Origin of the sequence: Kitasatospora sp. NPDC098652 (genome assembly GCF_044760155.1) — a bacterium.
Classification (GTDB): Bacteria; Actinomycetota; Actinomycetes; order Streptomycetales; family Streptomycetaceae; genus Kitasatospora.
In genome coordinates, this window is record NZ_JBIWAQ010000016.1 from 139,437 (window position 1) to 165,636 (window position 26,200).

General features: G+C 71.9%; 19 protein-coding genes. 6 read left to right on the forward strand and 13 right to left on the reverse strand.

Features of this window, described 5'->3' with window-relative positions:
• Positions 1–12 precede the first annotated feature (12 nt).
• From ACIQWA_RS29185 to ACIQWA_RS29195, 3 genes are all read right to left on the reverse strand, one after another.
• The gene (locus ACIQWA_RS29185) at positions 13–1,077 is read right to left on the reverse strand and encodes a class I SAM-dependent methyltransferase (protein WP_402487545.1); all 1,065 of its coding nucleotides are present in this window, start codon (positions 1,075–1,077) and stop codon (positions 13–15) included.
• A gap of 299 nt (positions 1,078–1,376) precedes the next feature.
• On the reverse strand, positions 1,377–2,138 hold the full coding sequence (locus tag ACIQWA_RS29190; protein ID WP_402487602.1) for a class I SAM-dependent methyltransferase: 762 nt from the start codon (positions 2,136–2,138) through the stop codon (positions 1,377–1,379).
• Positions 2,139–2,557: 419 nt separating this feature from the next.
• A complete protein-coding gene (locus tag ACIQWA_RS29195) occupies positions 2,558–3,559 on the reverse strand; it encodes a helix-turn-helix transcriptional regulator (protein WP_402487547.1) in 1,002 nt (333 codons plus the stop codon).
• A 307-nt stretch (positions 3,560–3,866) separates the two neighbouring features.
• On the opposite strand from ACIQWA_RS29195, the gene ACIQWA_RS29200 reads away from it, so the two are divergent.
• Positions 3,867–4,493, forward strand: a complete 627-nt coding sequence (locus tag ACIQWA_RS29200; RefSeq protein WP_360228033.1) for an exonuclease — start codon at positions 3,867–3,869, stop codon at positions 4,491–4,493.
• Here ACIQWA_RS29200 and ACIQWA_RS29205 read toward each other — a convergent pair.
• Positions 4,480–5,568 (reverse strand): PP2C family protein-serine/threonine phosphatase, encoded by a 1,089-nt coding sequence (locus ACIQWA_RS29205; RefSeq protein ID WP_402487549.1) that lies wholly within the window; start codon positions 5,566–5,568, stop codon positions 4,480–4,482. The two genes, ACIQWA_RS29200 and ACIQWA_RS29205, sit on opposite strands and share 14 nt — an antisense overlap.
• A 209-nt stretch (positions 5,569–5,777) precedes the next feature.
• A complete protein-coding gene (locus ACIQWA_RS29210; protein WP_402487551.1) occupies positions 5,778–6,995 on the reverse strand; it encodes a cytochrome P450 in 1,218 nt (405 codons plus the stop codon).
• A 133-nt stretch (positions 6,996–7,128) separates the two neighbouring features.
• On the opposite strand from ACIQWA_RS29210, the gene ACIQWA_RS29215 reads away from it, so the two are divergent.
• The gene (locus ACIQWA_RS29215; protein WP_402487553.1) at positions 7,129–7,485 is read left to right on the forward strand and encodes an arsenate reductase family protein; all 357 of its coding nucleotides are present in this window, start codon (positions 7,129–7,131) and stop codon (positions 7,483–7,485) included.
• A gap of 56 nt (positions 7,486–7,541) precedes the next feature.
• Here ACIQWA_RS29215 and ACIQWA_RS29220 read toward each other — a convergent pair whose 3' ends face one another.
• Positions 7,542–8,012 (reverse strand): pyridoxamine 5'-phosphate oxidase family protein, encoded by a 471-nt coding sequence (locus ACIQWA_RS29220; RefSeq protein WP_360228045.1) that lies wholly within the window; start codon positions 8,010–8,012, stop codon positions 7,542–7,544.
• Between the two features lie 133 nt (positions 8,013–8,145).
• On the opposite strand from ACIQWA_RS29220, the gene ACIQWA_RS29225 reads away from it, so the two are divergent.
• Together ACIQWA_RS29225 and ACIQWA_RS29230 are read left to right on the forward strand one after the other, a co-directional pair.
• Positions 8,146–8,730, forward strand: coding sequence for a DUF1697 domain-containing protein (locus ACIQWA_RS29225; RefSeq protein WP_402487554.1), 585 nt, complete (start codon positions 8,146–8,148; stop codon positions 8,728–8,730).
• Between the two features lie 217 nt (positions 8,731–8,947).
• Positions 8,948–9,493, forward strand: a complete 546-nt coding sequence (locus tag ACIQWA_RS29230; RefSeq protein ID WP_360228051.1) for a DUF1707 and FHA domain-containing protein — start codon at positions 8,948–8,950, stop codon at positions 9,491–9,493.
• A gap of 34 nt (positions 9,494–9,527) precedes the next feature.
• On the opposite strand, the gene ACIQWA_RS29235 is transcribed toward ACIQWA_RS29230, so the two are convergent.
• Positions 9,528–10,490, reverse strand: a complete 963-nt coding sequence (locus ACIQWA_RS29235) for a DUF1152 domain-containing protein (RefSeq protein ID WP_402487556.1) — start codon at positions 10,488–10,490, stop codon at positions 9,528–9,530.
• Between the two features lie 69 nt (positions 10,491–10,559).
• Here ACIQWA_RS29235 and ACIQWA_RS29240 point away from each other — a divergent pair, with 69 nt between their 5' ends.
• A complete protein-coding gene (locus tag ACIQWA_RS29240; RefSeq protein ID WP_402487558.1) occupies positions 10,560–11,171 on the forward strand; it encodes a DUF6891 domain-containing protein in 612 nt (203 codons plus the stop codon).
• Positions 11,172–11,208: 37 nt separating this feature from the next.
• On the opposite strand, the gene ACIQWA_RS29245 is transcribed toward ACIQWA_RS29240, so the two are convergent.
• From ACIQWA_RS29245 to ACIQWA_RS29255, 3 genes are all read right to left on the reverse strand, one after another.
• Positions 11,209–11,652 carry a hypothetical protein gene (locus ACIQWA_RS29245; RefSeq protein WP_402487560.1) on the reverse strand — a complete coding sequence of 148 codons (444 nt, stop codon included), beginning with the start codon at positions 11,650–11,652 and terminating at the stop codon, positions 11,209–11,211.
• Between the two features lie 270 nt (positions 11,653–11,922).
• Positions 11,923–12,714, reverse strand: coding sequence for a hemerythrin domain-containing protein (locus ACIQWA_RS29250; protein ID WP_360228060.1), 792 nt, complete (start codon positions 12,712–12,714; stop codon positions 11,923–11,925).
• A gap of 192 nt (positions 12,715–12,906) precedes the next feature.
• Complete coding sequence (locus ACIQWA_RS29255) at positions 12,907–13,968, reverse strand: alpha/beta hydrolase-fold protein (RefSeq protein ID WP_360228063.1); 1,062 nt, start codon at positions 13,966–13,968, stop codon at positions 12,907–12,909.
• A gap of 461 nt (positions 13,969–14,429) precedes the next feature.
• Between ACIQWA_RS29255 and ACIQWA_RS29260 the strand changes: the two genes are divergently transcribed.
• Positions 14,430–15,182, forward strand: coding sequence for an SDR family oxidoreductase (locus ACIQWA_RS29260; RefSeq protein ID WP_402487563.1), 753 nt, complete (start codon positions 14,430–14,432; stop codon positions 15,180–15,182).
• 209 nt (positions 15,183–15,391) lie between these two features.
• On the opposite strand, the gene ACIQWA_RS29265 is transcribed toward ACIQWA_RS29260, so the two are convergent.
• From ACIQWA_RS29265 to pulA, 3 genes are all read right to left on the reverse strand, one after another.
• Positions 15,392–17,149: a carbohydrate-binding module family 20 domain-containing protein gene (locus tag ACIQWA_RS29265; RefSeq protein ID WP_402487565.1), complete on the reverse strand. Its 1,758-nt coding sequence runs from the start codon at positions 17,147–17,149 to the stop codon at positions 15,392–15,394.
• A gap of 293 nt (positions 17,150–17,442) precedes the next feature.
• A complete protein-coding gene (locus tag ACIQWA_RS29270) occupies positions 17,443–19,773 on the reverse strand; it encodes a M4 family metallopeptidase (RefSeq protein WP_402487566.1) in 2,331 nt (776 codons plus the stop codon).
• 667 nt (positions 19,774–20,440) lie between these two features.
• A complete protein-coding gene (gene pulA, locus ACIQWA_RS29275) occupies positions 20,441–25,954 on the reverse strand; it encodes a pullulanase-type alpha-1,6-glucosidase (protein WP_402487568.1) in 5,514 nt (1,837 codons plus the stop codon).
• Positions 25,955–26,200: the final 246 nt, after the last annotated feature.

Genomic DNA, 26,200 nt, shown 5'->3' on the forward strand with positions numbered 1-26,200 from the left:
CGCAGGCCTGTCTCAGCGGCGCGCCACGTAGTAGACGTTGAGGATGTCGCCCTCGACCCGCTGGGTGTCGACCTGGCCGAAGCCGGCCTCGGCGAGCATCCGCAGAGCGGTCTGCTCGCCCCAGACGGTGCCCAGGGCCTCGCCGCCCTCGCTGAGCGAGACGCTCATGCAGTAGAAGGTCGAGAAGGTGTAGAGCGCGGGTCCGAGCGGGTGGTCGAGGTTCTCCTCCAGCCGGCTGGAGGCGGAGATGTCGCCCATCAGGAAGACGCCGTCGTCCTTCAGGGCGCCGGCGACGGCCGCGAGGGTGCGGGTGGGCCGGGCCAGGTCGTGGATGACGTCGAAGGCGGTGATCAGGTCGTAGGAGCCGGTCAGCTCGGCGCAGTCGCCGACCTGGAAGTCGGTGTTGGTCAGGCCGAGTTCGGCGGCTTCGGCGCGGGCGGCCGCGATGCCCTCCTCGGACAGGTCGAGCCCGTGGAAGCGGCTGGCGGGGAAGGCTCGGGCCAGGACGTTGACGGCGTGGCCCTGGCCGGTGCCGATGTCCAGCGCGTCGATGCCGGACCGCAGCCGCTCGGTGAGGCCGGGGACCAGCGCGACGATGCCGTCCACCAGGGCCAGGTCGTACACCTCCCTGGACTCCTCCGCCTGCAGGGCCTGGAAGCGCGGGTACGCCGAGTACGGCACCCCGGCCCCGGTGCGGAAGGCTTCCAGCACCCGCTGCTCGACCTCCCCGCACATGCCGACGTCCTGGGCGATCCGCGCCAGGTTGTCCGGCCCGGCCGCTCTGGTGAGTGCCGCGGCGTGCTCGGGCGGCAGGTGGTAGGTGGCCTGCTCGGGCTGGTAGTCGACGAAGCCGCCGACCACCATCGCGCCCAGCCACTCGCGGACGTAGCGCTCGTCCAGCCCGGCGGCCCGGGCGATCTCGGCGCTGGTGGCCGGCGCCATGGTGGACATCGTGTCGAACAGCCCGCTCTCGTGGCCCAGGCCGGTCATCAGGCACAGGCAGGCGTCGTTCAGCACCTGGACCATGCGGCCGCCGAACTCCTCCTGCTTCACCGCGTCCAGTTCTGCGACGGACATCGCTCCTCCTCTCGCCATCGGGCCGCGGCGAAGGGGACGAGACGTGCGGCCGACCACACTCGTGGCGGCGGCTCGATGAGACGGCGACGGACTCTCTTCTCCTCTGCCCACGCTACGCCGCCCAGCGCGACTCGTCGCCGCGGGCTCGGGGCTGCCGGGCGGGCGCGCGACTGCCGGGCGGGCGCGCGGCTGCCGGACGGGCGCGCGGCTGCCGAACGATTCCCGCAGGTAGCCACGTGGCAGCGGTGTGTCAACGGGCGCCGCGGGCTCGTCGGCCTCGGCGCGGGCGGGTCCGGCGGTCAGGCCGCGGCGCGGAAGACGTACGAAGTCATCGGGGCGGTGACCGGCCCCGGGCCCAGGCGGGCCGTCATCTCCTCGATGACGGTGGCCCGGACGGCCGTTCCGTCGCCGCGCTCCTCGACGGCCGCGCGCACCGGCGTCCCGGTGAGGTACCCGGTGGCGAGGTCCGCGGTCGACTCGGCCCGGCCCTGGAGCGTCAGCTCCTGCTCGTCCTCGACGGTGAACCCGGCCGCCGCCAGATCGGCGGCCACGACGGCGGGGTCGGCATAGCCGTGCGGAACCGTCGGGAAGAACCGCGGCGGGTCGAGGGGAAAGGCCCGCTCCAGCCCGGCCTGCAGCGCTGCTTGGAAGGCGTGCGTCCCGAGCGGGCCCCAGGTGTTGAACAGGAACCTGCCGCCCGGGGCCAGCACCCTGCGGGCCTCGGCGTAGGCCTCGACGCGGTCGGGGAAGAACATCACGCCGAACTGGCAGACCACCAGGTCGAAGCCGCCGTCCGGGAACGGCAGCCGCTGGGCGTCGGCCTGCCGCCACACCGCGCCCGGGGCCCGGGTCGACCCGAGCGCGACCATGGCCTCGTTCAGGTCGGTGGCCGTCACCTCGGCCGAGGGCGCCGCTGCGAGCAGGCCCGATGTCAACACGCCTGTGCCCGCCGCCAGTTCGAGGACTCTTCCCGGATGGAGTGCCGCAGCCCGCGCGGCGAGGTCCTCGGCGAAGGGCCGGAAGACCACGGGCACCAGATACTTTTCGTAGGCCGCCGGCATGGACTCTGACCACCGCCGGTCGGCATCGATTTCTGCCACCCCGTGACGGTAGCGCCACGCGGGGTGACCACCTCGGCGCCCCGCCCAGGCATCCCCGAACGACACCAGGACGCCGGGCGCCTGAGTTGGGCGGCGAGCGGAGGGCAGGCATCGCAAGGCGGAGGAGGGCGCCACTGCGGTGGGGGCACCTCCCGGCCGAAGGCTGGGGGCCATTGGCCGACGACAACGCGGCGAGGTGCGTGCCCCAACGCCGCCCCGCAGGCGGGAGTTTGAGGACGGGCCCCAGCACTGTCCACAGTCTGCGGCACCACCCGCCCTGCGGTAACCAAGCGGGCACTGGCTGCTGACCTACAGGGACTCGCCTTCTAGAGCAGGGCTCGCCCCAGCAGGCCACGAAGAACCACCGCCTGATCAGCGGTTCAGACTGGGCGAGCGCCGCCACCCGCGTGGAGGGCGCCGTTCTCCATGTCGTCGATGTGAACAATGACGTCGGGAATTTCCTTGAAGTGCATTAGCGCCTTGACGGAGACCTTGTAGCTCCGGCCAGCCCGCGCCACAGGGAACGGGAATTCTCCGGCTCGAACGAGCCGGTGCGCAGCGGATTCCGCGATCCCCATCACGGCCGCAGCCTCTCGGAGCCCGATGAAAGACGGGTACAGGTCCGATGCATAGTAATAGAGGCTCGGATCGGAGATCCGGGATCGAGATAGCCTCGAATCGCTGACCGCCCGGCCCACGCAGCCGGACCGGCGACCGGATCGAAGGTCCTCATGAAATCCGCGCACGGAATCGAAGCAGCCCATCCCTTGAAGCAGCGCCCCCAGTCGCTCGCCCCGGATCTGTTCCGCCACATCCGCATCCCGGATACACGCGAGATCAATGACCGATGACGCCTTGAGCGCTGACTCCTGAGCGGACACCTTGGACTCAAAGAACATGTCCACGTCATCCGTCAGATATTCGGGCGAGCCAATCCTTCCTCGCTGAAACGCCACCTCGAAGGCCGCCTTGACCATGCGATCCCGGACATGGCGAGGCGGAACACCCGTCGCGGTGTCGCACCAGACCTCCAGGGCCGTCGTCACCATAGCCGACCGGATCTCCTCCCGCTCGACCTGAAAATCGCGGGAGACCCGTGTGGACAATGCCCGAAAGCACGGAACGATGCAGTCGAGGATGACCATCCGCCATTTGTCGGAACCATCCAGGTCGGACAGCCTCCCCATCGTGATCATGGACTCCCACAGGCGAGAGCTCGAAGCGGACCTGACTCCGGCCGCGATCGCTTCGGATCGAAGCTTCGGATACGTCGGATGGCGCTTGATATCGCATTCCTCAACGCTTCCGACATGCACGCACACGGGCTCCCCGCCGAAGATCTTCCGCACATTCCACTCGATCCGATCGAAGACATCCGGCATTTCCCGCGACCCCCAGTTCGTTACTTGCCACCGACTGCCGATTGTGGCGGACCGGGAGATGGCTTCTGGTGCCATCAGAAAGCAACTACCCGATCGAGTGGCAAATGTTTATTTTTTGGATTCTTGAGACTCACGGGAACGCTCGAGCCGGACGTAGCACCGCCAGTGATGAAGCGGACCACCCGATCAGCTGGCCACGCCGCGGCTCCCGGGGCAGCACCGCATGGCGGACCTGCGCAGCCGGGCGGTGCCTTCCTGGAGGGGCGGTGGGCGGGAATGGGGTTGCGGGGGGCGGTTGGATGGGGGGATGGGGAAGAAGGAGCGGGTGGCGCCGACGGTGTACGTGTCGGTGGACGTGGAGGCGGACGGGCCGATTCCGGGGCCGTACTCGATGGTGAGCTTCGGGGCGGTGGTGGCCGGGTGGGACGACGGGGCGGGGTTTCGGCGGGCGGACGTCGTGGGGGCGGGGGCGGCGGGGTTCTACCGGGAGTTGCGGCCGATCAGTGCGGAGTGGGTACCGGAGGCGCTGGCGGTGTCGGGGCTGGAGCGGGCCGCGCTGGAGGCGGGCGGGGCGGAGCCCGGGGTGGCGCTGCGGGAGTTCGGGCGCTGGGTGGAGCGGGTGCGGACCGGGCCGGACGGGCTGCGGTACCGGCCGGTGATGGTGGCGTACCCGGCCGTGTACGACTGGCAGTTCCTGTACTGGTACCTGATGCGGTTCACCGGCTCCAGCCCGTTCGGGCACTCCGGCTGCCTGGACCTCAAGACGCTGTACGCGGCGCGGGCGGGAGTGCCGTTCGCCGGGATCGGGAAGCGGTCGATGCCGGCGGAGCTGCTGCCGGACCTGCCGCACACCCACCACGCGCTGGACGACGCGCGGGAGCAGGCGGTGCTGTTCGCGAACCTGTGGGAGTGGGCCGGGGCTACTCGGGGGTGAGGGCGAGCACGGCCAGGTCGTCGGCGAGCAGGCCCGCGTACTGGTGGACGTCCCGGGCGAGGAAGGACACCACCCGCTCCGGCGTCGTACTGTCCAGGGCGGCCAGGCGCGGGGCGAGCGGGTAGAAGGCCCCGGTGGCGTCGCGGGCCTCGCTGACGCCGTCGGTGTAGAGCAGGACGGTGTACCCCGGGGGCAGGGCGACGGTCGTCGGCTTGGCGGGTTCGTCCTCGGGGCGGAGGTGGCCCAGGCCGAGCGGGAGGTCGTCGGCGCAGGCCACCGGGGCGATGGTGCCCCGGCCCAGCAGCAGCGGGGTGGTGTGGCCGCGGTTGACGAACTCCACGCAGTCGGTGCCCGGGCGGTACTGGAGCAGGACGGCGGTGACGAACAGCTCGTCGTCGCCGCAGTCGGCCGCGTCGCGCAGCACCGCGCGGTCCAGCTGGTCGGCGAGCTCGACCAGGCCCGGGGTGTCGTGGGCGGCCGCCCGGAACGCGCCGAGCACGTCGGCGACGGTGCGGACCGCACCGAGGCCCTTGCCGCGGACGTCCCCGAGCAGCACCCGGACGCCGAAGCGGGTGTCGCACACCTCGTAGAGGTCCCCGCCGACCAGCACCTCGGCCTGGGCCGGGCGGTACAGCCCGGCGACCCGCAGGCCGCCGACGCGCTCCGGCACCGGTCGCAGCACCGTGCGCTGCAGGGTCTCGGCGACGGTGCGGGCCTGCAGCAGGGTGCGGTTCTGCCGGGTGCGCTGCCAGGACAGGGCGGTGCCCATCACCCCGGACAGCGCGGTGGCGATGTACACCCAGACGTGGTGCTGCTCGTTGACGTGGCCCGCGCGCAGGGCCAGCAGCAGTTGGAGGGCCAGCGCGCCGCCCGTGGTGGTGGCGGTCAGCACCGGGCCGTAGCTGAACGCGGCCACCACGGGCAGGGCGGTGAGCAGGAAACCGGCCGCCACCGCGTCCGGGACGACGGCCTCGGTGACCAGGTCCAGGAGCAGCAGGACCACCGGCAGCCAGGGCACCCAGCGCGGCACCCGGGACTGCGCGACCGCGAGCTGCGGCGGGCGGGGGGCGGACACGGCGGGGACCTCCTGCTGACCGGGCCTGGGTGATTTCGCCAGGGATGACCGGATTCGTCCCTCCATGCTCCCCCACGGACGGCCCGGTCTCGAATGGCCGAACGTCCCGGGTTCCGGCGGGTGGGCCGGGGCGGCCCGGGCCGGGAGCGAACGGTCTGCGGACGGTCAGCGGTCGGTCGGCTGTCGGTCAGCGGTCGGTCAGCCGAGGGTCACCGGACGGTCACCGGCAGCGTCTCGTAACCGCGCAGGACCAGGCGGTCACGCCGGGTCGGGACGCCGCCCTGGGCGAGCCTGGGGAAACGATCCAGCAGGGCGGGCACCGCGAGCTCGCCCTCCAGCCGGGCCAGCTGGTAGCCCAGGCAGAAGTGAGTGCCGCCGCCGAAGCTGAGCGGCTGGCTGTCCGTACGGGACGGGTCGAAGACCGTCGGCCGCTCGTACCGGGCCGGGTCGTGGTTGGCCGCGCCGATCAGCAGGGTCAGCCCGCTGCCGGCCGGGACGGGGAGGCCCTCGACCGACAGGCCCTCCTCCAGGGCGACCCGCGCGGTGGCCTGGACCGGGGAGTCGAAGCGCAGCACCTCGTCGGTGAACCCGGCCGGGGTGACCGCGCCGCTGCGCAGTCCGGCGGCCACGTCGGGGTGGTGGAACAGCAGGGCAAGGCCGTTGCCGAGCAGGTTGGTGGTGGTCTCGAAGCCGGCCACCAGCAGCAGCACCAGGTTGGCCAGCAGTTCGGCGCCGGACAGCCGCCCGCCGTCCTCCGCGGCGATCCGGGCCAGGTCGCTGACCAGGTCGTCCTGCGGGCGGGCCAGCCGTTCGGCGATCAGCGCGGTGAAGTAGTCGGACAGCTCGTCGGCGGCCCGGTCGGCGGCGTCCAGCTCGTCGAAGTCCTGGGTGACCTCCAGGGCGACGGTCAGGTCGGAGGCGAGGTCGCGGAAGCGGTAGCGGTCCTGCTCGGGCACGCCGAGCAGCTCGCAGATCACGCCGACGGGCAGCCGGAAGGCGAAGGCGTCCATGAAGTCCACCGGGGAGCCGTCGGCCCCCTGCTCGGCCATCCCGTCCAGCAGCCGGCCGATCGCCGCCTCCACCGCGGGGCGCAGGGCGGCGACCCGGCGGGCGGTGAACACCGAGGCGATCAGCGAGCGGACCCGGGGCTGGTCGGGGGCGTTGCGCTGGAGGATCGAGCGGCCGAACAGGGCGAGCGAGGAGTGCTCGGCGAACTCCGGGGCGAGGCCGGCCGTCATGTCGGCGGTCGCGACGCCGAAGGCGGGCGTGCGGAGCACCCTGCTGACCGCCGCGTAGCCGCTCACCACGAACATGCCGTCCCCGGCCGGGGCCACCGGGCCGAGCTGGTGCGCCCTGGCGTAGAGCGGGTACGGGTCGGTCCTGACCTCCGTGGTCATCAGCTGCTCGATGATCGCGGCGCCGTCCATCTGGTGCTCCCCTCCGACGTGCTGGTTCCTGGTTCGTGAACAGCGGGCGGGCACGGCGGAGTTCCCGGCGCAGGCGGGATCCGGCGGCGTCGGCGGTCCGGGGCCGGGCTGCGGCGCGGATAGGCTGGACGGTATGGAGATCTGGATCAACCCGCGTTGTGGCAAGTGCCGGACGGCGCTCAATGAGCTGACCGCCGCCGGGGCGGAGTTCACCGTGCGGCGCTACCTGGAGGACCCGCCGACCGTGGCCGAGCTGGAGCAGGTGCTGGAGCGCCTGGGCCTGGAGCCGTGGGACATCACCCGCACCGACGAGCCGGTCGCCAAGGAGCTGGGGATGAAGGGGTGGCCCCGGGAGGCCGACGAGCGGGCGCGCTGGATCGCGGCGATGGCCGAGCACCCCGTGCTGATCCAGCGGCCGATCATCACCGCGGACGACGGGCACGCCGTCGTGGCCCGGACTCCCGAGGCGCTCAAGTCGGTTCTGCCGTAGGCGTTCCGTTCTGCCGTAGGCGCTCCGGGCTGCGGTAGGCGTTCCGGGCCGATCGGTCAGTGGAGCTGGGTCCGCTCCACCGGCCGGCCCGGGTGCCAGTTGAGGACCCACAGGGCGTCGCCGTCCAGGCTGGTGTGCACCACCTGCTGGATGTCCAGCCGGAAGAGGTGGAACGGGGTGGGCGGCGGCTCCGGAAGGTCGGCCGCGAAGGCGGCGAGCTCGTTCTCGTCGGTGACCTCCACCGCGCGGCCGGAGAGCTTGGAGTCCCCGCCGGCCATGGTCTCGTCGCCCGGGTGGGCGTGCAGCGCGAACCGCGCGTCCCGCTGGAGGTCGCGCGCCTTGACCGCGCCGTACATCGACCCGAGCCAGGCGTCGGCGCCGACGAAGTCGACCTCCGACCCGCTCACCCGGGGTGAGCCGTCCTTGCGCAGCGTCGCCAGGACGTGGTGTTTGTTGGCGTCGAAACGGGCCCGTACCAGGGCCGCGAGTTCGGGTTCCTCGTGCTCGAAATCCTGCCAGGTAGCCATGGCGCCAGTCTGGCACCCGGCACTGACGACCGCCGGGTACGAACGGCGCCGCACGGCGGGGTGCGGTGGGCGGGGTGCGGTGGGCGGGGTGCGATGGGTGGGCGTTGTCGGCGGGCGGTGCCAGACTGGCGGGGTGACCAGCACAAGATCATCCGCGTCCACGAACGCGTCGGACACCTCCACCCAGTACATCGCGTTCCTGCGCGCCATCAACGTCGGCGGCCGCACGGTGAAGATGGAGCGGCTGCGGGCGCTCTTCACCGAGCTGGGGCTGGGCGACGTCCGCTCGTACATCCAGACCGGGAACGTCTTCTTCCGCACCGACGAACCCGACCGGGCCGCGCTGACCGCGCGGATCGAGGCGCACCTGGAGCAGGCGCTCGGCTACCCGGTGCCGGTGCTGCTGCGGACGGTCGACGAGGTGGCCGCGCTGCTCGCCGCCGAGCCGTTCCGGGGCGTCGAGGTCACCCCGGACGTCCGGCTGGTGATCGCCTTCCTCTCCGAGCCGCTGCCGGCCGAGCTCGCCGGGCCGCACCGCTCGCCGAAGGGCGACTTCGAGGTGCTGGGCACCGATCCGGGCGCGGCGTACGTGGTGGTCCACCTCCAGGACGGCAAGTGGGTCACCAGGGAGATGTTCGGCAAGTCGTACCGGGGCGCGGTGACCTCCCGGTTCCTGCACACCACGGAGAAGATCCTGGCCGCCGCCCGGAAGGGCTGACCGCCCGAACCGGGCGGCGGACGGACGGGCGGCGGACGGACGGGCGGCGGACGGACGGGCGGGCGGGCGGCGGACGCGACGGCCGGACGGGAAGCACCCCGGCGAAGCGGGAACCGCGCAGGTGGAGCGGGCGTCTGTCGCTCAGTGAGGTACGAACCCCGCGCCGGTACCCCGCGCGATCTGGACAGTCGAAGCCGGTCGAACCGACAATCGGGCCATGACGCAGCCTGAGCTCCCCACCGGCGCCGTCCGGCCCTCCGACGCCGAACGGGACCAGGCGCTCGGGCTGCTCCGGGACGGCGCGGGCAGCGGCCGGCTGTCGCACGACACCTTCCTCGGCCGGATGGACATCGTCCTCCAGGCCACCAGCCGCGGCGAGTTGGACGCGGCGGTGGCCGGGCTGCCCACCGGCGGGCCGGTCGAGCGCTTCGTCCTGCGGACGGTCGGCCGGGCCTCCGCCTTCGGCACCCGGCTGAACCGGGCCTGGCGCACCGAGCGGCTGCCCGGGCTGAGCCTGCCGCAGGCCGGGGCCGGACTGCTGACGATCGGCCGGATCCCCGGCTCTGGGCTGCGGCTGCACGACGCCTCGGTCTCCCGGCACCACGCCGAGTTGCGGCACGAGAACGGCGGTTGGGTGCTGTACGACCTCGGGTCGACCAACGGCACCCATGTGAACGGGCGGCGGATCGCGGGCGGGATCCCGGTACGGCCGGGCGACCAGGTGCGGTTCGGGAACCTGGAGTTCCGGCTCGCACCGCACTGAGCCGCGGCGGTACCGGGCAGCCGGCGGCCCCGGGTCAGTGCGGGAACTGCCGGGGCGGCCGCTGGCTGGGCAGCTCGTCCCGGAACTCCTCGATCAGGGTGGAGATCTGGCGGGTCACCACGGTGTGCTCCAGCCGGTCCAGGTAGCGGTTCTCGGCGGCCAGCGCCTCGACCGTGACGCCGAAGTAGAGCGTCATCAGCGGATTGACGAAGAGCTGCTCGCCCTTGGTCCGCTCGGTGAACTGCACGTCGCCGAATTCGCCGCGCAGCGCCGCCGCCACCGAGCCGTTGACGATGCTGGGGTGCTTCGGGAAGGCGGCCCGGGCGTGCTCGACGGCGTCCAGGTAGAGCGCGCCCTCCCGGCTGCCGCGCGGGATGGAGAAGGCACCGAGGTAGCCGCCGGCCCGGTCGATCGCGGCGAGGTTCTCCAGCACCAGGGCGTGGTTGACGCCGTGGTGGGCGTCGATGCCGAAGCCCAGGCAGGCGACCAGCCGTTCCGGCACCTCCGTCAGGCCCGCCACGGCGGCCAGGCTCGCCATGTCCTCCTCGGGCGTGCCGAGTCCCATCTCGTCGCCGCGCATCAGGATGTCGGTGCCGCCGTCCACCAGCAGGACCGCGTCCACGCCCAGATGGGCGACCAGTCTGCGGTAGGCGTCGCGGAGCAGTCTGACGCCCACCGTCGGGAAGGCCCACACCGTGTCGGGCATCCCGTGCAGCCGCAGCCAGCGGGCCAGCGTGCGTTCCGGGAAGTAGCCCTCGGGGGCGGGGGTGTCCGGTCCGATCCTGGCCACGTCGGGCTCGTGCCAGACCTCGCCGGGCAGCCCGTAGAGGTGGGTGAAGGAGAGGTTGGCCAGGTGCACCTCCTTGCCGGCGGCCCGCAGGGCCAGGGCGATCGGGAGTCCGGCGTAGACGTCGAAACCGCCGCCGGCGCCGGCGACCAGGATGCGCTCGGCGGCCAGCAGCCGGGTGATCAGCGGGGGTTGCAGCAGAGAGGTCACCGCCGGACGGTAGCGCACGGGTGGTGGCCTCGGTCCGGAATTGTCAGTGCCGGGTGCCAGGATGCGGACATGACCCAGGATGCGGGCATGGCCCAGGACACGGCACTCACCCCCGACGTGCTGCTCGAAGCCCGGGAGCGGGCTCGCGAGTTGATCCGGTGCGGCTTCCAGGAGCCGGACGAGATAGCCGAGTCCCTGGTCGAGGTCCTCGACGACCAGGGGCTGACGCAGGAGGAGGCGGAGCGGATCGTCGCTCCGCTGTGGGAGGAACGGCTGGCCGAGCAGGCGCACTGGCCGGAGCTCACGGACGTGGACCGACTGGCACAGGCCTTCGACCTCCTGGAGGACCAGGGCATCGTCGCGGCGATGGACTTCACCTGCTGCGCCGCCTGCGGCTACGCGGAGATCGGCGGCGAGGCGGAGGAGGACTCGCGGGGCTTCGTCTTCTTCCACCAGCAGGACACCGAAGCGGCCGCGGCCGGGCGCGGGCTGATGCTGCGCTATGGCGGCTTCCACACCGGGGAGGAGCCGGACGGGGCCGCGGAGCAGCGGACGGTGGAGACCGGCCGGGCCGTGGTGGCCGCGGTGGAGGCGGTCGGCCTTCCGGTGGAGTGGGACGGCTCGCCGCACACGGCGATCCGGGTCGCTCCGCTGGAGTGGCTCAACCGCCTGCCGGAGTAGGCGCGGCCGCGCGCCGGGGAGCGCTGCGGCGGAACGGTCAGCGGTTGACGTGGAGTTCGGCGTAGTGGTCGCCCTTGTCCGCCTTGCGCAGGGTCACCTTGACCCCGCCCACGGTCGACTCGCTGTCCTTGTCGACGGTCTTCCTGTCGCCGCCGACCGTCACGTCGGCGTTCTTGTCGGTGATGCGGCCGACGGTCATATCCAGCGGGTGGTCGCCGCCGAAGACCTTGACGGTCTTGGAGGCGTCGGCGCCGTCGGTCCGGACGGACAGGGTGCAGCTGTTGTCGTCCAGGCAGAGGGCGGCGCCGCCCTCGCAGGCGGTCAGTCCGGCGCCCAGGGTCAGGACGGCGGCCGCGGCGAGCAGGGCCGGGCGTCGGCCGCCGGGCAGCAGGCGGCCACGGGTACGGCTGCGGGTACGGGTACGGGTACGGCCACCGGTATGGGATACGGATGCGGTGGGTGCGCTGCGGGCTGAGGTCATGGCTCCGACGGTAGGGGGTGCCGGGCCGGGTGCCATCGACCGCCGGCGGTACGCCTCCCCCGGTCGGAACCCCGGGGCGGGGACCGCCTCGACCCCGAGGCTGATGGGTCGAATCCCCTAGGGGCAAAAGGAGTTGAGGAAGCTCGCCGACAACGCGCCGACCGCCGGGCAGCGGCTCGACGACAGCTCCGACGCGGCTCGGCCGGCGCGGGCATATGTCGTCGGCACGTGCCACGCGCGTAGATCGACGGCCCGCGAAAGGACCGGCGCTCAGTCGACCAGGCTCCCCAGGCCACCGCCGGCCGCGCCCTCGCCCGCCGCCCCCCACAGCGGCGCGGTGCAGCGCTGGTAGGTCGCCTGCCAGTGCGGCCAGTTGCGGGCCACGTCGTCGTCGCACTCGGCCAGCAGCCGCTCCACCAGCACCGGGTCGACCCCGTCCAGCAGCCAGGCCAGCGCGTCCGCCGTACCCGGACCGTCCGCCCCGCGCAGCAGGTCGAGCAGTTCGGCGAGGCCGCCGAGCCGGGAGCTGTCGGGCACCACCAGCTCCATCCTGGGCAGCAACTGCCGCTCCTCGATCCGCAGGTGGGTCTCCAGCCGGGCGGCCAGGTCCTCCATCGCGTAGGCGACCGGCCAGGCGCTGCCGGTGTCCCGGCTGGCGATCCGGACCAGCGTGGTGACCCTGGTGAAGGAGTGGTCCAGGTTGTGGTGGTCGGCCTCCAGCCAGTTGAGCAGCAGCCGCAGCTCGGGCGCGAAGCGCCGCACGATCGGCCAGATCCGGGTGTCCTGCTGCTCGTGGTGGCAGGTCAGCATGGCGGTCATGAAGGTCCAGTGCCGCAGCACGGCCTCGCCCTTGTCCTCCTCGTCGGGCTGGAGCAGCCGAAGCGCGTTGGGCAGTCGTGCGAGGTCCCGGCGCAGGGCGGCGTGCACCAGCCGCAGGCCGGCGAACCGGACGGTGACCGGCTCCTCGTCCGTGGCCGGCCCGTACGCGTCCCGGGGGTCGACTCCGGTCTCCCCCTGGGCGGGGACGGAGACGGCGGGCGGGGGCAGCAGGTGGATCGGCATGGCACTCTCTTCACGGCTGGTGAGGACGGAGGGGCGGCCGGTGAGGACCGCCCCATCCAAGGTGCTCGCAGTCGATCAGAAGCGAATCAATGTCCGATTGACGCGCAGGTCACGGGCCTGCGCGGGGGCCTGCGCGGGGGCCTGCGCGGGGGCGGGGGCGGCTGCTGCGACCGCCCCTCCCCAGGGCCCGGGTCACTCCGAGGCCGGGCCCTCCAGGTTGGCGCTGAGCCACTGCAGGGTGTCCGGGATCATCTTCTTGAAGTCCGAGGTCAGGTGCTTGCCGCCGGGCTGCTCGTAGTACTGGATGGTCACCGGGGCGACGGCCTTGGCCACCCAGCTCTTGACCAGGTCCTTCTCGTAGCCGTTGGCCCCGCCGGCGGTGACGTACATCTTCACGTCGGCCTTGCCCTGGGTGATGAGCAGGTTGGGGTTGTTGGCCGCCTTCTCGGCGTCGTGGCCCTTCCACAGCCCGGAGTCCGGGATGAAGTAGCCGTCGATCGGCACGGCGGCCTTGTAGACGTCCGGGTACTGGAGGGCCATCTTGGCGCTGCAGAAGCCGCCGGTGGAGGCGCCCATCACGCCCCAGCTGTCGCGGCCCTTCAAGGTGCGGAAGTTGGCGCGGACCCAGGCCGGGATGTCCTCGGCCATCCAGGTGCCCATCTTCGGCTGGCCCGGGATGTCGGAGCAGTCCAGCGCGTTCTTCTCGTCGCTGTTGAAGTTCTGCACCGGCATGATCATGATGAACGGGTGGGCCTTGCCCTGCTTGGCCAGCTGCTCGTCCACCTCCTGGATCGGCAGCTGGTTGTCGGTCCAGGTGTTGTAGCCGTTGCTCTGGCCGCCCGCGTAGAGGGTCAGCACCGGGAAGCCGGTCTTGGCGAACTTGGGGTCGTTGTACTCGGGCGGCAGCCAGACCCAGACCTGGCCGGTGACGCCGGACTTCGCGCCGGTCACCTTGGTCATCATGATCGGGCCGGCGGCGGTGTCGCGGACCTTGTTGAGGCTGGCGGCCGGGCCGGTCGGCATCAGCACCTTCCCGCCGCCCGGGGTGGGCTGGTCGGCGGCGGGCGTCCCGGGGGCGGCGCTGCCCGTGGCGCTCGGGCTGCCCGCGCCGGTGGTCGCCGCCGGGGTGCCGTCGGCCGAGGAACCGTTCCCCTTCCCGCCGTCGGACCCTCCGCAGGCCGCGAGCGAGGCGGCCAGGGTGAGCACGGCGGCGCCGGTCAGGACGGCACGGGAACGGGACGACTGCCTAAGCACGGTGAGGACTCTCCGACCGATGTCGCGCCCGGTCCGTCTGACCGGGCGGCGGCCCCCCGGTGGGGCCGGACAGGCCCGGGGGCGCGGGCGCTGTGCGGTCCCCGGAGCGGTGGTGCGCCGTCCGTCGCGGAAGGGCACCTTCCTGCGATCTTATGACGTGGCCCGGGGCGGGCCGGTTGCGAGGTGGCCACCGGAAATCCAATGTTTGTTCGCGATCAGGTAAAGGCCTTCACCGTGCCCGCCGGACGGCGGGGGCCGCACGGCGGGGAGCACGGGCACCGGCCCGTCCGGCCGTCCGGGTTTTGGATGCTTTGCCCAGTGACGACGGCCTCCACATCCGGAACGATCGCTTCGGCACGGTCTTCGACCGGCTCCGGGAAGAGTGTGACCGTACCGGTACCGAGCCACCGAGCCGCCGAACCACTGAACCGCCGAACCGCCGAGCCACCGAGGAGAGCGCCATGCTGGAGCAGATCGCCGTCGTCACCGGAGCCGGGAGCGGCGTCGGCCGGGCCGTCGCGGTGGAGCTGGCCGCGGCCGGCTGGCGGCTGGTGCTGGCCGGGCGCCGGGCCGAGCAGCTGCACGGAACGGCCGCGGCCTTCCCCGCGGGCGTACTACCCGCCGACGTGGTGCCGACCGACGTCACCGACCCGGCCGCGGTGGACGCGCTGTTCGCGACGGCCGTCGAGCACCACGGCCGGGTGGACCTGCTGTTCAACAACGCGGGGACCTTCGGCCCGGCCGTCCCGGTGGACGAGCTGGCGGTCGAGGACTGGCGGGCGGTGGTCGACCTCAACCTGACCGGCGCCTTCCTCTGCGCCCGGGCCGCCTTCCGGCAGATGCGGGCCCAGTCCCCGCAGGGCGGCCGGATCATCAACAACGGCTCGATCTCCGCGCACGTCCCGCGTCCGCAGTCGATCGCCTACACCGCGACCAAGCACGCGGTCACCGGCCTGACCAAGTCGCTCTCACTGGACGGCCGCCCGTACCGGATCGCCTGCGGCCAGATCGACATCGGCAACGCGGCGACCGACATGACCGCCGCGATGAGCGCCGGGGTACGGCAGGCGGACGGCCGGATCGTGCCCGAGCCGACCATGGACGTGGCGGACGTGGCCCGCACCGTGCGGCACATGGCGGCGCTGCCGCTGGAGGCCAATGTGCAGTTCGCCACCGTGATGGCGACGACGATGCCGTACATCGGGCGGGGCTGAGGCCCGCCCCCAGTCGCACCCTCAGGAGCGCCCGGCAGCGGTGCGCTCACTCGTCGTACGAGTAGTGGTACCGCAGCCCGCCGCCCCGCCGCTCCAACTGGTAGACGCTGGTGGTCGGCCCCGGAGGTTTGAAACGGCGCGGCCACTCACACGGGTGACCCCCGTCAGCCGTGGGCTGACGGGGGTCCCGGGCGCGGGCGAGCAGAGCGCTACGGCCGCCAGGTGTCGTTCAGGGTGACGTTCCCCGAGCCCGGCACTGTCGCCGTCCGGTTGGCGCCGGACTCCCAGGTCACCGCCCCGCTCGCGTCCTTGCGCAGGTACTTGTACTGGAAGGACGTGCCGGCCGGCAGCGAGAGCGCCAGCGACCAGACCGGGTACCCGGCCGAGGACAGCGGCAGCGCCTTGGCCGGGTCCCAGCCGCCGAGCGCCGCGGCGTCGCCGACCACGTACAGGTTCTGCCCGTACGAGGTGGTCGCGTTGACGTTGAAGGAGGCGCCGGACACCGCCGTGCCGGGCTGGACGTACAGCGCCACCGCGTCGCCCGCGCCGACCGTCGCGGTGAACTGCCCGTTGGCGCCAACCTGGTAGGTCGGACCGGTGCAGCCCCCGCCGGGCTGCGGGTCGCCGTGCTGGACGTCGCAGTACGTCCCGGCCGGCAGCCCGGTCTGGAAGGTCTGGGTGATCGCGCCGCTCTCGTGGTTGATCGCGACGTAGCCCCGGTTGCCGCGGCCGAAGCCGATCGCGTTGTTGCCGTTGGACCACCAGTCGGTCACCCCGGTGCCCGCGACGGCGTTGCGGAAGCCGACCATGTTGGCGATCTGCCGCCAGGCGTGGGTGCAGTTCCAGCCGTCCTGGTAGCAGGCGTTGACGGTGCCGCCGTTGGGCGGGCCGTCGTCGTTGCTGGTGAAGCCGTAGCCCGAGTAGACGTTGGGCGAGCCGTAGGTCGAGGCCAGCAGGAAGACGTTGGCCAGGGTGTAGGTGCTGCCGTAGGTGTAGTTGAGGGTGGAGCCGTTGCGCTCGGTGTCCCAGTTGTCGACGAAGCTGCGCGCCTGGCCGCTCGGCAGGTAGCCCCAGGAGGCGCCCCAGGTGCTGAGGTTGGCGAGCTTGTCGCCGGTGAAGACGCGCTTGAGGTCGGTGCCGACCCGGAACTCGTCGACGTCGCCGTTGCCGGTGTACTCGGTGGGCTGGACGGGCTCGCCCGCGCCGTAAATGACCTCCTGCACCCAGTAGGCGCCGGGGTTGGCCATCTTGGCCTTGATCGCGGCGAGGTCGGTGGCGGCGATGTGCTTGGCGGCGTCGATCCGGTAGCCGTCGACGCCGAGCGAGCCGAGGTCGTCCAGGTAGTGGGCGATGGTGGTCCGGACGTGGTCGCTGCCGGTGTCCAGGTCGGCGAGGTTGACCAGCTCGCAGTTCTGGACGTTACTGCGGTCCTGGTAGTTGCTGATCGGCTGGCGGCAGCTGTGGAAGTCCTGGTCCTGGTACGTGCCGGGGTAGTTGTACTTGGTGTACGCGGTGCCGCCGGTGCCGGTGCCGGAGCCGGCCGTCATGTGGTTGACGACGGCGTCGGCGATCACCTTCACCCCGGCCGCGTGGCAGGTGTCCACCATGTTCTTGAAGGACGTGCGGTCGCCGAGCCGCCCGGCGATCCGGTAGCTGACCGGCTGGTACGAGGTCCACCACTGCGGGCCCTGGATGTGCTCCTGGGGCGGCGACACCTCGACGAAGCCGTAGCCCTTCGGGCCGAGGGTGGTGGTGCAGGCCTGGGCGACCGAGTCGAAGCGCCACTCGAAGAGGGTCGCGGTGACGTCCTTGCCGTTGTTCGCGGGCGGGGCGGCCTGCGCGGCGGAGGCGCCGAGGGCGGTGCCGAGCGAGAGGGCGAGCGCCGCCGAGGCGGCGAGCGCGCCGGCCGTGCGGGCGGGCCTACGGGTGGGCCTACGGGTGGGCCTGCGGGTGGGGGTGGCGACCACGTTGTCTCCTGGGGGTGGCTGGGGTGGGGGCAGCCGGGGGCGAAACTGCAAGAAGCTTCTGTAACTTGCCGGAAACTTGCAGCGCTGAACCTAGGGCGACCGGAACAGACCGTCAAGGTCCCAGGAGATACGTTTCTGCATCAACGCGGAGCAGAGCCCGAGCAGAGCCCGAGCAAAGCCCCACCAGAGCCCCGCCAGAGCCCCGCCCCGGAGCACGACAAGGGCCCGGCAGCCGTAGCCGCCGGGCCCCTCACCTGTCCTGGTTCACCGGCCCCTCAGGAGCCGGTGCGACCTCAGCCGGTCTGGACGGAGGTGTCGTCGATCACGAAGCTCGTCTGCAGCGAGGAGTCCTCGGTGCCGGTGAACTTCACGGTGACCGTCTGGCCCGCGTAGGCCGAGAGGTCGAAGGTGCGCTGCTGGTAGCCCGCCGCGGCGTCCACGTTCGAGTAGGTCTTGAGCGTGGTGCCGTTGACCGACACGGTCAGCTTGTCGTACGCGGTGCTGCCGCTCTCGGCGGTGTCGATGTGCAGCCAGAAGCTCAGCGTCGCCTTGCAGCCGGCCGGGATGCTCACCGTCTGGGACAGCGTGTCGGTGTGGGTGCTGCCGTAGCCGTCCAGGTACGCCTTCCAGCTGCCGCCGTGGGACGGCTCCGAGGAGCCGTTGTCGATCACACCGCTGGACGCCGTCCACGGCGAGGCCGTGCCGGTCTCGAAGCCCGGGTTGCCGAGCAGCTGGGCCGGGGTGCAGGAGCCGCCGCCACCACCGGTGACCGTCCAGGTGAAGCTGGTCGTGCCGGACTTGCCGGCCGAGTCCTTCACCGTCACCGTCACGTTGGAGCTGCCCGCGGCGGTCGGCGAGCCGGTGATCACGCCGGTCGAGGCGTTGATGGCCAGGCCGGCCGGCAGCCCGCTCGCCGAGTAGGACAACGGCGCCGTCCCGCCCGAGGCCTTGATCTGCAGGTTGACCGAGCCGCCCACCGCGGTGGACTGGTTGCCCGGGTTGGTGACGCTGACGCCGCCCGGGTTGGGCAGCGAGCCGACGTTGACGGCGGCCCAGGCGGTGGCGACCGCGTTGTACTCGGCGCTGTTGGCGCCGTACAGGTCGGTGGCCGCGTTCAGGGTCGCGGTGCGGGCGGCGGCGTAGTCGGTGGTGGAGGTCATGTAGGCGGTCAGCGCCTTGTACCAGACCTGCGCCGCCTTGTCCCGGCCGATGCCGGTGACGGTGATGTTGTTGACCGTCGGGCTGTTGTAGTTGACGCCGTTGATCACCTTGGCGCCGCTGCCCTCGGCCAGCAGGTAGAAGAAGTGGTTGGCCACGCCGGACGAGTAGTGGACGTCCAGGTTGCCGACGCCAGAGTACCAGGAGTCGGCCGAGGTGCCGTCCTTGGAGGGCTTGTCCATGTAGCGCAGCGGCGTGCCGTTGCCGTTGATGTCGATCAGCTCGCCGATGAGGTAGTCCGGCACGTCCTTCTGCAGGTTCGCGTAGAACTCGACCATCGTGCCCATGATGTCGGAGGTGGCCTCGTTGAGGCCGCCGGACTCACCCGAGTAGTTCAGGTTGGCGGTGGCCGAGGTGACGCCGTGGGTCATCTCGTGGCCGGAGACGTCGAGTTCGGTCAGCGGGTGGGTGTCGCCGGAGCCGTCGCCGTAGGTCATGCAGAAGCAGCCGTCGTCCCAGAACGCGTTGACGTAGCCGGTGTCGTAGTGCACCCGGCTCATCGCGCCGACGCCGTCGTTCTTGATGCCGCTGCGGCCGAACGTGTTCTTGTAGAAGTCCCAGGTGGCGGCGGCGCCGTACTGGGCGTCGACGGCGGCCGACTCACGGTTGCTGGCCTGGCCGTTGCCCCAGGTGTCGGAGGACTTGGAGAACAGCGTGCCGTTGCCGGAGGTGCCGTTGTTCATGTCCGTGGTGTACTGGCCGCCGCGGGTGGCGTCCTTGAGCGAGTAGGTGGAGCCGCTCTGGGTGGTGGTCAGCGGGACGGTGCCGACGAAGACGCCGTTGCCGCTGCCGCGCTTGATGCCGTCCGCCTTGCTGAGCACGGCACCGGTCTTGGCGTCGGTGACGACGTGCAGCTTGCTCGGGGTGCCGTCCGACTCGCGGCCGTTGACCACGGTCTCGTAGGCGAGCTTCGGGGTGCCGTCCGCGGCCCAGACGACCAGCCGGGGCGCGCCCTCGACGGTGCCCTGCTCGGCGGCGAGCGCGGCCTCCTGGGCCTTCGGCGCGGCCAGCGCGGGGGTGGTGTCGACGCCCGCGAGGTTGGCCTCGCTGGCCTTGGTCACGCTCTTGGTGGCGCCGGCGGCGTCCTGGTGGACGATCAGGTCGCCGCCGAGGACGGGGAGCCCGGCGTAGGTGCGCTCGTAGCGCAGGTGGCGAGCGCCGTTGGCGTCCTGGACGACGTCCTTGGTGACCAGCTGCTCCTTGCCGTCCAGACCGAGCGCCTGGGCCAGGGAGGCGGTCTGCTGGTTCGCCGAGGCGATCAGCGCGGCCCGGCTGGCCTGCTGGGTGGCGACGGCGGTCGGCGCGTCCGGAGCCGCCTGCGCGATCACCGGTATGCCGGTGACCAGCAGCGCGGTGGTGGCGGCCATGACAACCGCTGCCTTCCGGACGTGGGCGTGACGTGACATGCGGACTCCTTTTCCGACCGGCAGACCGGGTGGATCGACTCGGCGTGCGCGGTGGAGAGAACCTGGGCCGCGGTTGCGGCGCAGTGGGGGCCCCCGCCGGGTGCAACGGGGGTGCGGTTGCGGTGCTTTGCATTGCATTGCGTTGCGTTTTGCGTCGGCGTTGCAGTGCCTTGCCGTGCGGTGCAGTGCCTTGCCGTGCAGTGCGGAGCGGTGCAATGCGGTACGGGAGGCGCTGCACCTGAGCTCGGGCAGCTGCACCGGGGGGTGGGGCCCCCTCGTCTGCAGCCGGAGGAATCGTGGCAGCAAACGCGCCTTTAATGACAGATGCATGCCACTGATTGGCCGATTAATTACCGAAACCGTATGCACGACGCTTAGTCAGTTGTGTTACGGCATGACCAAATCTTGAACACGGTTTTCATACCCCCGGCAAAGTTCGATCACCACCGGAGGTGACTGACCAGCGGTCAGGGCCGGCGCCCGCCCCGACCGGGGCCCGGCAGCGCCGCACCGGGGCGGCACGTCACACTTCCGGCCGTGCCACCGCCGGTTTCCGGCCATTTCCCGGCCGGAACGGAACCGGGCCCCCCATGACCCCGCCGGAACGGAACCGGGCCCCGCTCCGCCCGGACGGCGGTGCGGGGCCCGGGAGCCGGGGCCGACGGGATCAGCCCTGCACGAACACCGCCACGGTGCGACCCGGCACGGTGAACGTGCCGGTGGCCGCGTCGAAGCCGGACTGCTGCACCACCCGGTCCACCCCGCCCGCCTGGACGGGGTGCAGCGCCTGGTTCGTCCCCTTCAGGGCGGCCACGGTCTGCGCCTGCGCGGTGGGCGTGGCGTTGAAGACGACGGTGATGCCCTTCGCCGCCCCCGCCAGCCCGGTGCCGTCCAGGTGCAGGGTGATCACCCCGGGCGTCTCACCGGGCGTGCCGGAGAGCGGGTACGACAGCCGCTGCTGGACGTCGGCCAGGGTCGGCAGCGAGAACAGCGGCGAGGACTGCTTGATCCGCAGGAACTCCTGGAACTGCGCCGTGGTCGCCCGGATGTCGGCCGCCCCCACCGTCAGCCGCGGGTTGGCCAGCAGCGGCCCGGCGGTCGGCCAGAGCTCCTGGTTGTCCTTGGCCGGCGGCAGGCCGCGGCCCCAGCCGTTGCCCTGCGCGGCGTCCCAGTGGATCGCGTTGAACCAGTCCCCCGAGTCGTAGGAGTTGGAGTCCAGCGACTTGGAGCGCAGCAGGTCGGTGCCCGCCTGGGCGAAGCCCGCGCCCTGGGTGAGCGCGGTCAGCGACAGCCCGAGCGCCTGCATCCGGGCCCGGTCGGCGGGCGCGGTGGCGGTCGGCAGCTTGTACGCGAGCGCGTCGAACAGGTCGGTGTTGTCGTGGGCGTCCACGTACTCCACCGCCTCGCCCGGCTTCGCCGCGTACCCGGTCGGGGAGCCGTTGTAGTCGACCTGGGCGCCGGTGACGGCCTTCCCCGAACTGTCGGTGAAGGAGTAGCCGGCCAGGTTGCCGGTGAGCCCGACCTTCAACTGGTCCATCTGGTGCAGCAGTCGGGCCTTCTGCTCCTGCGGGCTGCCGTTCGCGGCCGAGCCGTTGGGGTCGGTGTACAGGCCCGAGGCGAAGCCCTGCTGCGGCGCGGAGCCGAGCATGAAGTTGCCGCCGCGGGCGGCGTCGCGCAGCCGGTCGTCGAAGGTGGCGATGCCGGTGCCGGCCATGTTGGCCTGGGTGGCCTGCGGGAACCGGGCGTTGTTCGCGACGGTGCCGAAGTTCCAGCCCTCGCCGTAGAGGAAGACGTTCCTGCCGTCCACGCCGTCCGACTCGGGCGTCATCTTCCGCAGCGCCGCCTGTACGTCCAGCATGGTGGACTTCGGGTCCAGGCCCATCAGGTCGAAGCGGAAGCCGTCGACCTGGTACTCCCGGGCCCACAGCGTCACCGAGTCGACCACCAGCCGGTTCATCATGGCGTGTTCGGGCGCGGTGTCGGCGCAGCAGCTGTCCGTCGTCACCTTGCCGTCGGCGTCCAGCCGCTGGTAGTAGCCGGGCACCACCTTGTCGAGCACCGAGTGGTCGGCCTGGCCGGCGGCGGCGGTGTGGTTGTAGACCACGTCCAGCACCACCCGCAGCCCGGCCGCGTGCAGCGCCTGCACCATCTGCCGGAACTGCACCGTCCGCGCCGTACCGGTCGGGTCGGTGGCGTAGGAGCCCTCCGGCACGTTGTAGTGCAGCGGGTCGTAGCCCCAGTTGTAGGCGTCGTCGGCGGCCACGGCCGCCACGCACTCCTGCTGCTTCGGGCCGTCCGGGGGAAGGGACTTGAGGTCGCAGGCGGGCAGCTTCTGGTCCGCCCGGTTCTCCCGGATGGTCGCGATGTCGAAGGTCGGCAGCAGGTGCACCGTCGTCACCCCGGCCTTGGCGAGGTCCCGCAGGTGCTGCACCCCGGCCGAGTTCGACTCGGTGAAGGCCAGGTAGGTGCCGCGCTCGGCGGCCGGGACGCTGGTGTCCTCCACCGAGAAGTCCCGGACGTGGAGTTCCTGGATCTGCTGCTGCGCGGGCGGGACGGCCTTCGGGCGGGCCTGGTCGTCCCAGCCGGCCGGCTTGAGCTCCTTGGCGTCCAGGTCGGCGACCAGGCTGCGCCGGGAGTCGGTGGAGAGCGCCACCGAGTACGGGTCGGTGACGGTGTTGACCACCAGCTGCTGCACCGAGGGCGCCCAGACCTTCACCTGGTACAGGTAGTACTTGCCGTCCAACTCCTTGCGGTCCCGGACGACTTCCCACACCCCGGTCTCGTCGTCCAGCTTCATCGGCAGCGTCCTCGGGGTGCCCCCGGTGGCGCTGTCGAAGACCTGGACGGACACCTGCTGGGCGGTCGGCGCCCAGAGCGAGAGGGCGACCTTGCCGTCGTAGTACGCCGGGCCGAAGTCCACCTTGCCGGTCCGGCGGGCGTACAGGTCGTCCAGCACGCCCGGGGTCTGCACCCCGGTGCCGGCCAGCACGGCGCCGCTGGGCAGGTGTTCGGTGAACAGCAGCTGGCTGCGCAGCGCCGCCGGGACGCGCGCGGTGTCCCGGGCGTCCACGGTGAAGGCCCGGTAGCCCGCCAGGTGTGGGTACGCGGCCTTCTGGGCGTCGGTCAGCCCGCCCGCGACGGGGGTGAGCCGGATCCACTTGCCGGGCTTGGTCAGCACGCCCTTGTCGGCACGGATGCCGCCCTCGGGGTCGTAGACCAGCTGGGCGCTGGTGCCGCCGGCCAGCGCCTGGTCGGTGGCGCCGTAGCCGGCGGGTACCACGACGGTCCGCGCGTCGATCCACTGGGCCTTGGCGCTGCCGAGGTCCAACTGCGAGGCGGCGGCCGGGTTCTGCGGCAGCAGGTAGCCCTCGCGGCCGCCGAGGATCCACACCTCCCTGCCGTTGACGGCGAAGTCCAGCGACTGGTCGGCGGGCAGGTCCTTGTCGTTGCCGTGGTGCAGGATGTAGCTGAGGCTGGTCGCCCCGGGGGCGAGCGGCACCTCGAAGACGGCGCCGAAGGCGTCGCGGCGCACCGGCAGCAGCGGCTTGCCCCAGTCGGTGGGGGCGGCGGCGCCGGTCCAGTCGTGCAGGCCCCAGCCGTCGTAGTCGCCGTCGGCCCGGTTGTAGTGGATGACGGCGGTGTCGGCGGGTGGGGTGCCGGTGGGGCCGGGGTTGGTGGTGCGGACGGTCGGGTCGCCCTGCTTCAACCACACCTCGCCGCTGCTGCCCAGGTCGAGGTGGCGGTCGGCGTCGACGTCCTTGACGCCGTTCCTCTCCACGATGAAGCCGAGGTCGGAGGCGCCGGGCTTGAGCCGCACGTAGGCGAAGGCGCCGTACGCGTCCCGCCCGGTGAAGGGGTGCCCGGCCGGCCAGCTGGTGCCCTCGCCGTCGGCGAGGTCGCCCCAGGCGTACAGGTTCCAGCCGTCGTAGTCGCCGTCCGGCCTGTTGTAGTGGACGACGGCGTACGGGCGGGCGCCGGCGGTGGGCACCGGCTTGGGCGCGGGGGTGCCGGTGGTGAAGCTCGCGGTGACGGAGCGCAGGTGGCCGCTGGAGTCCTGGAGGACGGCCTTGTAGCGCACCACCGTGCCGGGGGCGGCGGCGGCCAGGTCCTGGGTCACCGCGTACGTCCCGGTGTCGGCGGTGCCGAGGGTCTGCCAGGGCCCGTTGCCGGTCTGCGCGGCGAAGGTCACGCGGTTGAAGCCGCCGTCCGTCTTCGCCCCGATCGTCACCAGCCCGGTCGAACCGTCCGCCGGCGGCTGCACCGACAGCTGCGGCGCGGCGGCGACCGGCGCGAGCCTGGCGGCGGCCTTGAGGACGACGGAGGACAGCGCCGGAACGGTGACGGTCGCCTTGCGGTCGGCGCCGCTGGTGATCCGCGGTCCGGCGGCGGGGTAGATCGGGTCGAAGCCCATCCCCGCCGAGAAGGTGTCCAGGGCGACGGTCTTCGCCTCGGTGGCGTTGTTGACCGCCACCAGGTACTCGACCTGCTGCCCGGCGTCGATCCGGGAGAAGGCGTACACGCCCGGGCCGTCGGCGGCGTAGCGCTGGATCTGCGCGCCGTCGGCGAGCGCCGGGTTGTCGTGGCGCAGCTTCGCCAGGCCGGCGATGCCCTGGTAGAGCTCGCCGCCCTGCCCGTACCGGTCCGCCGCCCCCGAGGGGCCGCCGAGCACCCGGTCGGCGTTGTAGGAGGGCGTCTTGGAGGCGAACAGGTCCTGCCGGGCGTCCTTGTCGCCGCCCGCGCCGGTGAAGCCCTGCTCGTCGCCGTAGTAGACGACGGGCTGGCCGCGGGTGAGGAACTGCAGCTCGTTGCCGAGCCGGTCCTTCCTGAGCAGGGTGGCGTCGTCGGCGCCCGGGTTGTCGGCGAGCAGGAAGGAGCCGAAGCGGCCCATGTCGTGGTTGCCGAGGAAGGTCGGCAGCTCGTAGGCGTCGGTGTCGGCGCTGGTGTAGCGGTAGTCCTGGCCGTAGACGTCGGCGAGGTTGCGGGCCGAGCCGCCCTGGGAGACGTACGAGCGGGCCGCGCCCTGGAACGGGAAGTCCAGGGTGGCCTGGAGCCTGCCCTTGGTGACGTAGGGCGAGGTGACGGCCGGGTCGCCGGAGTAGACCTCGCCGAACATGAAGAACTTCCTGTTGCCCTGCTTGGCGGCGAAGTCCTTGAGTGCGGGCGCCCACTGCTGCCAGAAGGCCATGTCGACGTGCTTGACGGTGTCGATCCGGAAGCCGTCGACCCCGGCGTCCTTGACCCACTGCTGGTAGACCTGCTCGAAGCCCTTGACCACCTTGGGGTTCTGGGTGTCGAGGTCGTCCAGGCCGTTGAAGTCGCCCTCGGTGGCGGACTCGCCGACGAAGGTCGAGTCGCCCCGGTTGTGGTAGAGCGCCGGGTCGTTGAGCCAGGACGGGGTCTTGGCGGTGGCGTCGGCGGGCTTGCGCAGGACCGGGGTGTAGGGGAAGGAGTCCTTGGTGATCTTCGGCCAGGGGGCGCTCGCGTCGGCGGTCGCGGTCTCGTCGACCGGGTTGCCGTCCGCGTCGAGGGTCGGGTAGGCGCCGGTGGAGCGGTAGGAGTGCTGCTGTTCCGCGTAGTCGATGACGTCGGCGGTGTGGTTGGTGATGACGTCGAAGAAGACCTTGATGCCGCGCGCATGCGCCTTGGCTATCAGCTCCTTGAGCTGGTCGTTGGTGCCGAAGTGCGGGTCGACCTGGGTGAAGTCGGTGATCCAGTAGCCGTGGTAGCCGGCCGAGGCCTCGGCCCCGCTGCCCTGCACGGGCTTGTTCTTGAAGATCGGGGCCAGCCAGATCGCGGTGGTGCCGAGGTTCTGGACGTAGTCGAGCTTCTGGATCAGGCCGGCCAGGTCGCCGCCGTGGTAGAAGCCCTTGTCGGTCGGGTCGAGGCCGTTGTCCAGCCGCCCGCCCGTGATGCCGCCGGTGTCGTTGGCGGTGTCGCCGTTGGCGAAGCGGTCGGGTAGGACGAAGTAGAACTGCTCGCGGGCGAGGTCGTGCCGTCCTGCGGTGGCCGCCAGGGCGGCGTCCGAGGGCGGGGGCGGCGGGGCGGCGGCGAGGGCCGCGGGGGCGCCGCCGAGGGTGGCGGCGGTGAGCACGGCGGCCAGCAGGACAGCCGTGCGGCCGGGTCTGCGGGCGGGTCCGCGGCGGGGACTGCTCCGCCGTGGGCGGAGCGGCGTATCGGCCACTGAGGGCTCCCTGAGGGGAAGGGGCGATCGATTTCCCAGGAAGCTAGCGGCCTGCAATCTGTTTCAGCAAGATGCAGAAAGCGTTTCGTCCCGGGAAATTCCAGGCCACCGGCCCGCCCGGCCACCCCGGTTACGTTCGAACGGCCGAGCGCGTGACAATGGGACGTATGTCCGTCCCACCGGTAAGCACCAGACCCGACCGCACCCCCTACCCCGGTGGGATCCGCCCCCTACCCCTGGAGGGGG

Excerpts from the sequence above, each read along its gene's own strand:
- ACIQWA_RS29190 (WP_402487602.1), bottom strand. The coding sequence starts at position 2,138 with ATGCCGGCGGCCTACGAAAAGTATCTGGTGCCCGTGGTCTTCCGGCCC.
- ACIQWA_RS29250 (WP_360228060.1), bottom strand. The coding sequence starts at position 12,714 with ATGCCGATCCACCTGCTGCCCCCGCCCGCCGTCTCCGTCCCCGCCCAG.
- ACIQWA_RS29270 (WP_402487566.1), bottom strand. The coding sequence starts at position 19,773 with ATGTCACGTCACGCCCACGTCCGGAAGGCAGCGGTTGTCATGGCCGCC.
- ACIQWA_RS29195 (WP_402487547.1), bottom strand. The coding sequence starts at position 3,559 with ATGCCGGATGTCTTCGATCGGATCGAGTGGAATGTGCGGAAGATCTTC.
- ACIQWA_RS29200 (WP_360228033.1), top strand. The coding sequence starts at position 3,867 with ATGGGGAAGAAGGAGCGGGTGGCGCCGACGGTGTACGTGTCGGTGGAC.
- ACIQWA_RS29260 (WP_402487563.1), top strand. The coding sequence starts at position 14,430 with ATGCTGGAGCAGATCGCCGTCGTCACCGGAGCCGGGAGCGGCGTCGGC.
- ACIQWA_RS29245 (WP_402487560.1), bottom strand. The coding sequence starts at position 11,652 with ATGACCTCAGCCCGCAGCGCACCCACCGCATCCGTATCCCATACCGGT.
- ACIQWA_RS29185 (WP_402487545.1), bottom strand. The coding sequence starts at position 1,077 with ATGTCCGTCGCAGAACTGGACGCGGTGAAGCAGGAGGAGTTCGGCGGC.
- ACIQWA_RS29215 (WP_402487553.1), top strand. The coding sequence starts at position 7,129 with ATGGAGATCTGGATCAACCCGCGTTGTGGCAAGTGCCGGACGGCGCTC.
- ACIQWA_RS29240 (WP_402487558.1), top strand. The coding sequence starts at position 10,560 with ATGACCCAGGATGCGGGCATGGCCCAGGACACGGCACTCACCCCCGAC.
- ACIQWA_RS29220 (WP_360228045.1), bottom strand. The coding sequence starts at position 8,012 with ATGGCTACCTGGCAGGATTTCGAGCACGAGGAACCCGAACTCGCGGCC.
- ACIQWA_RS29230 (WP_360228051.1), top strand. The coding sequence starts at position 8,948 with ATGACGCAGCCTGAGCTCCCCACCGGCGCCGTCCGGCCCTCCGACGCC.
- ACIQWA_RS29210 (WP_402487551.1), bottom strand. The coding sequence starts at position 6,995 with ATGGACGGCGCCGCGATCATCGAGCAGCTGATGACCACGGAGGTCAGG.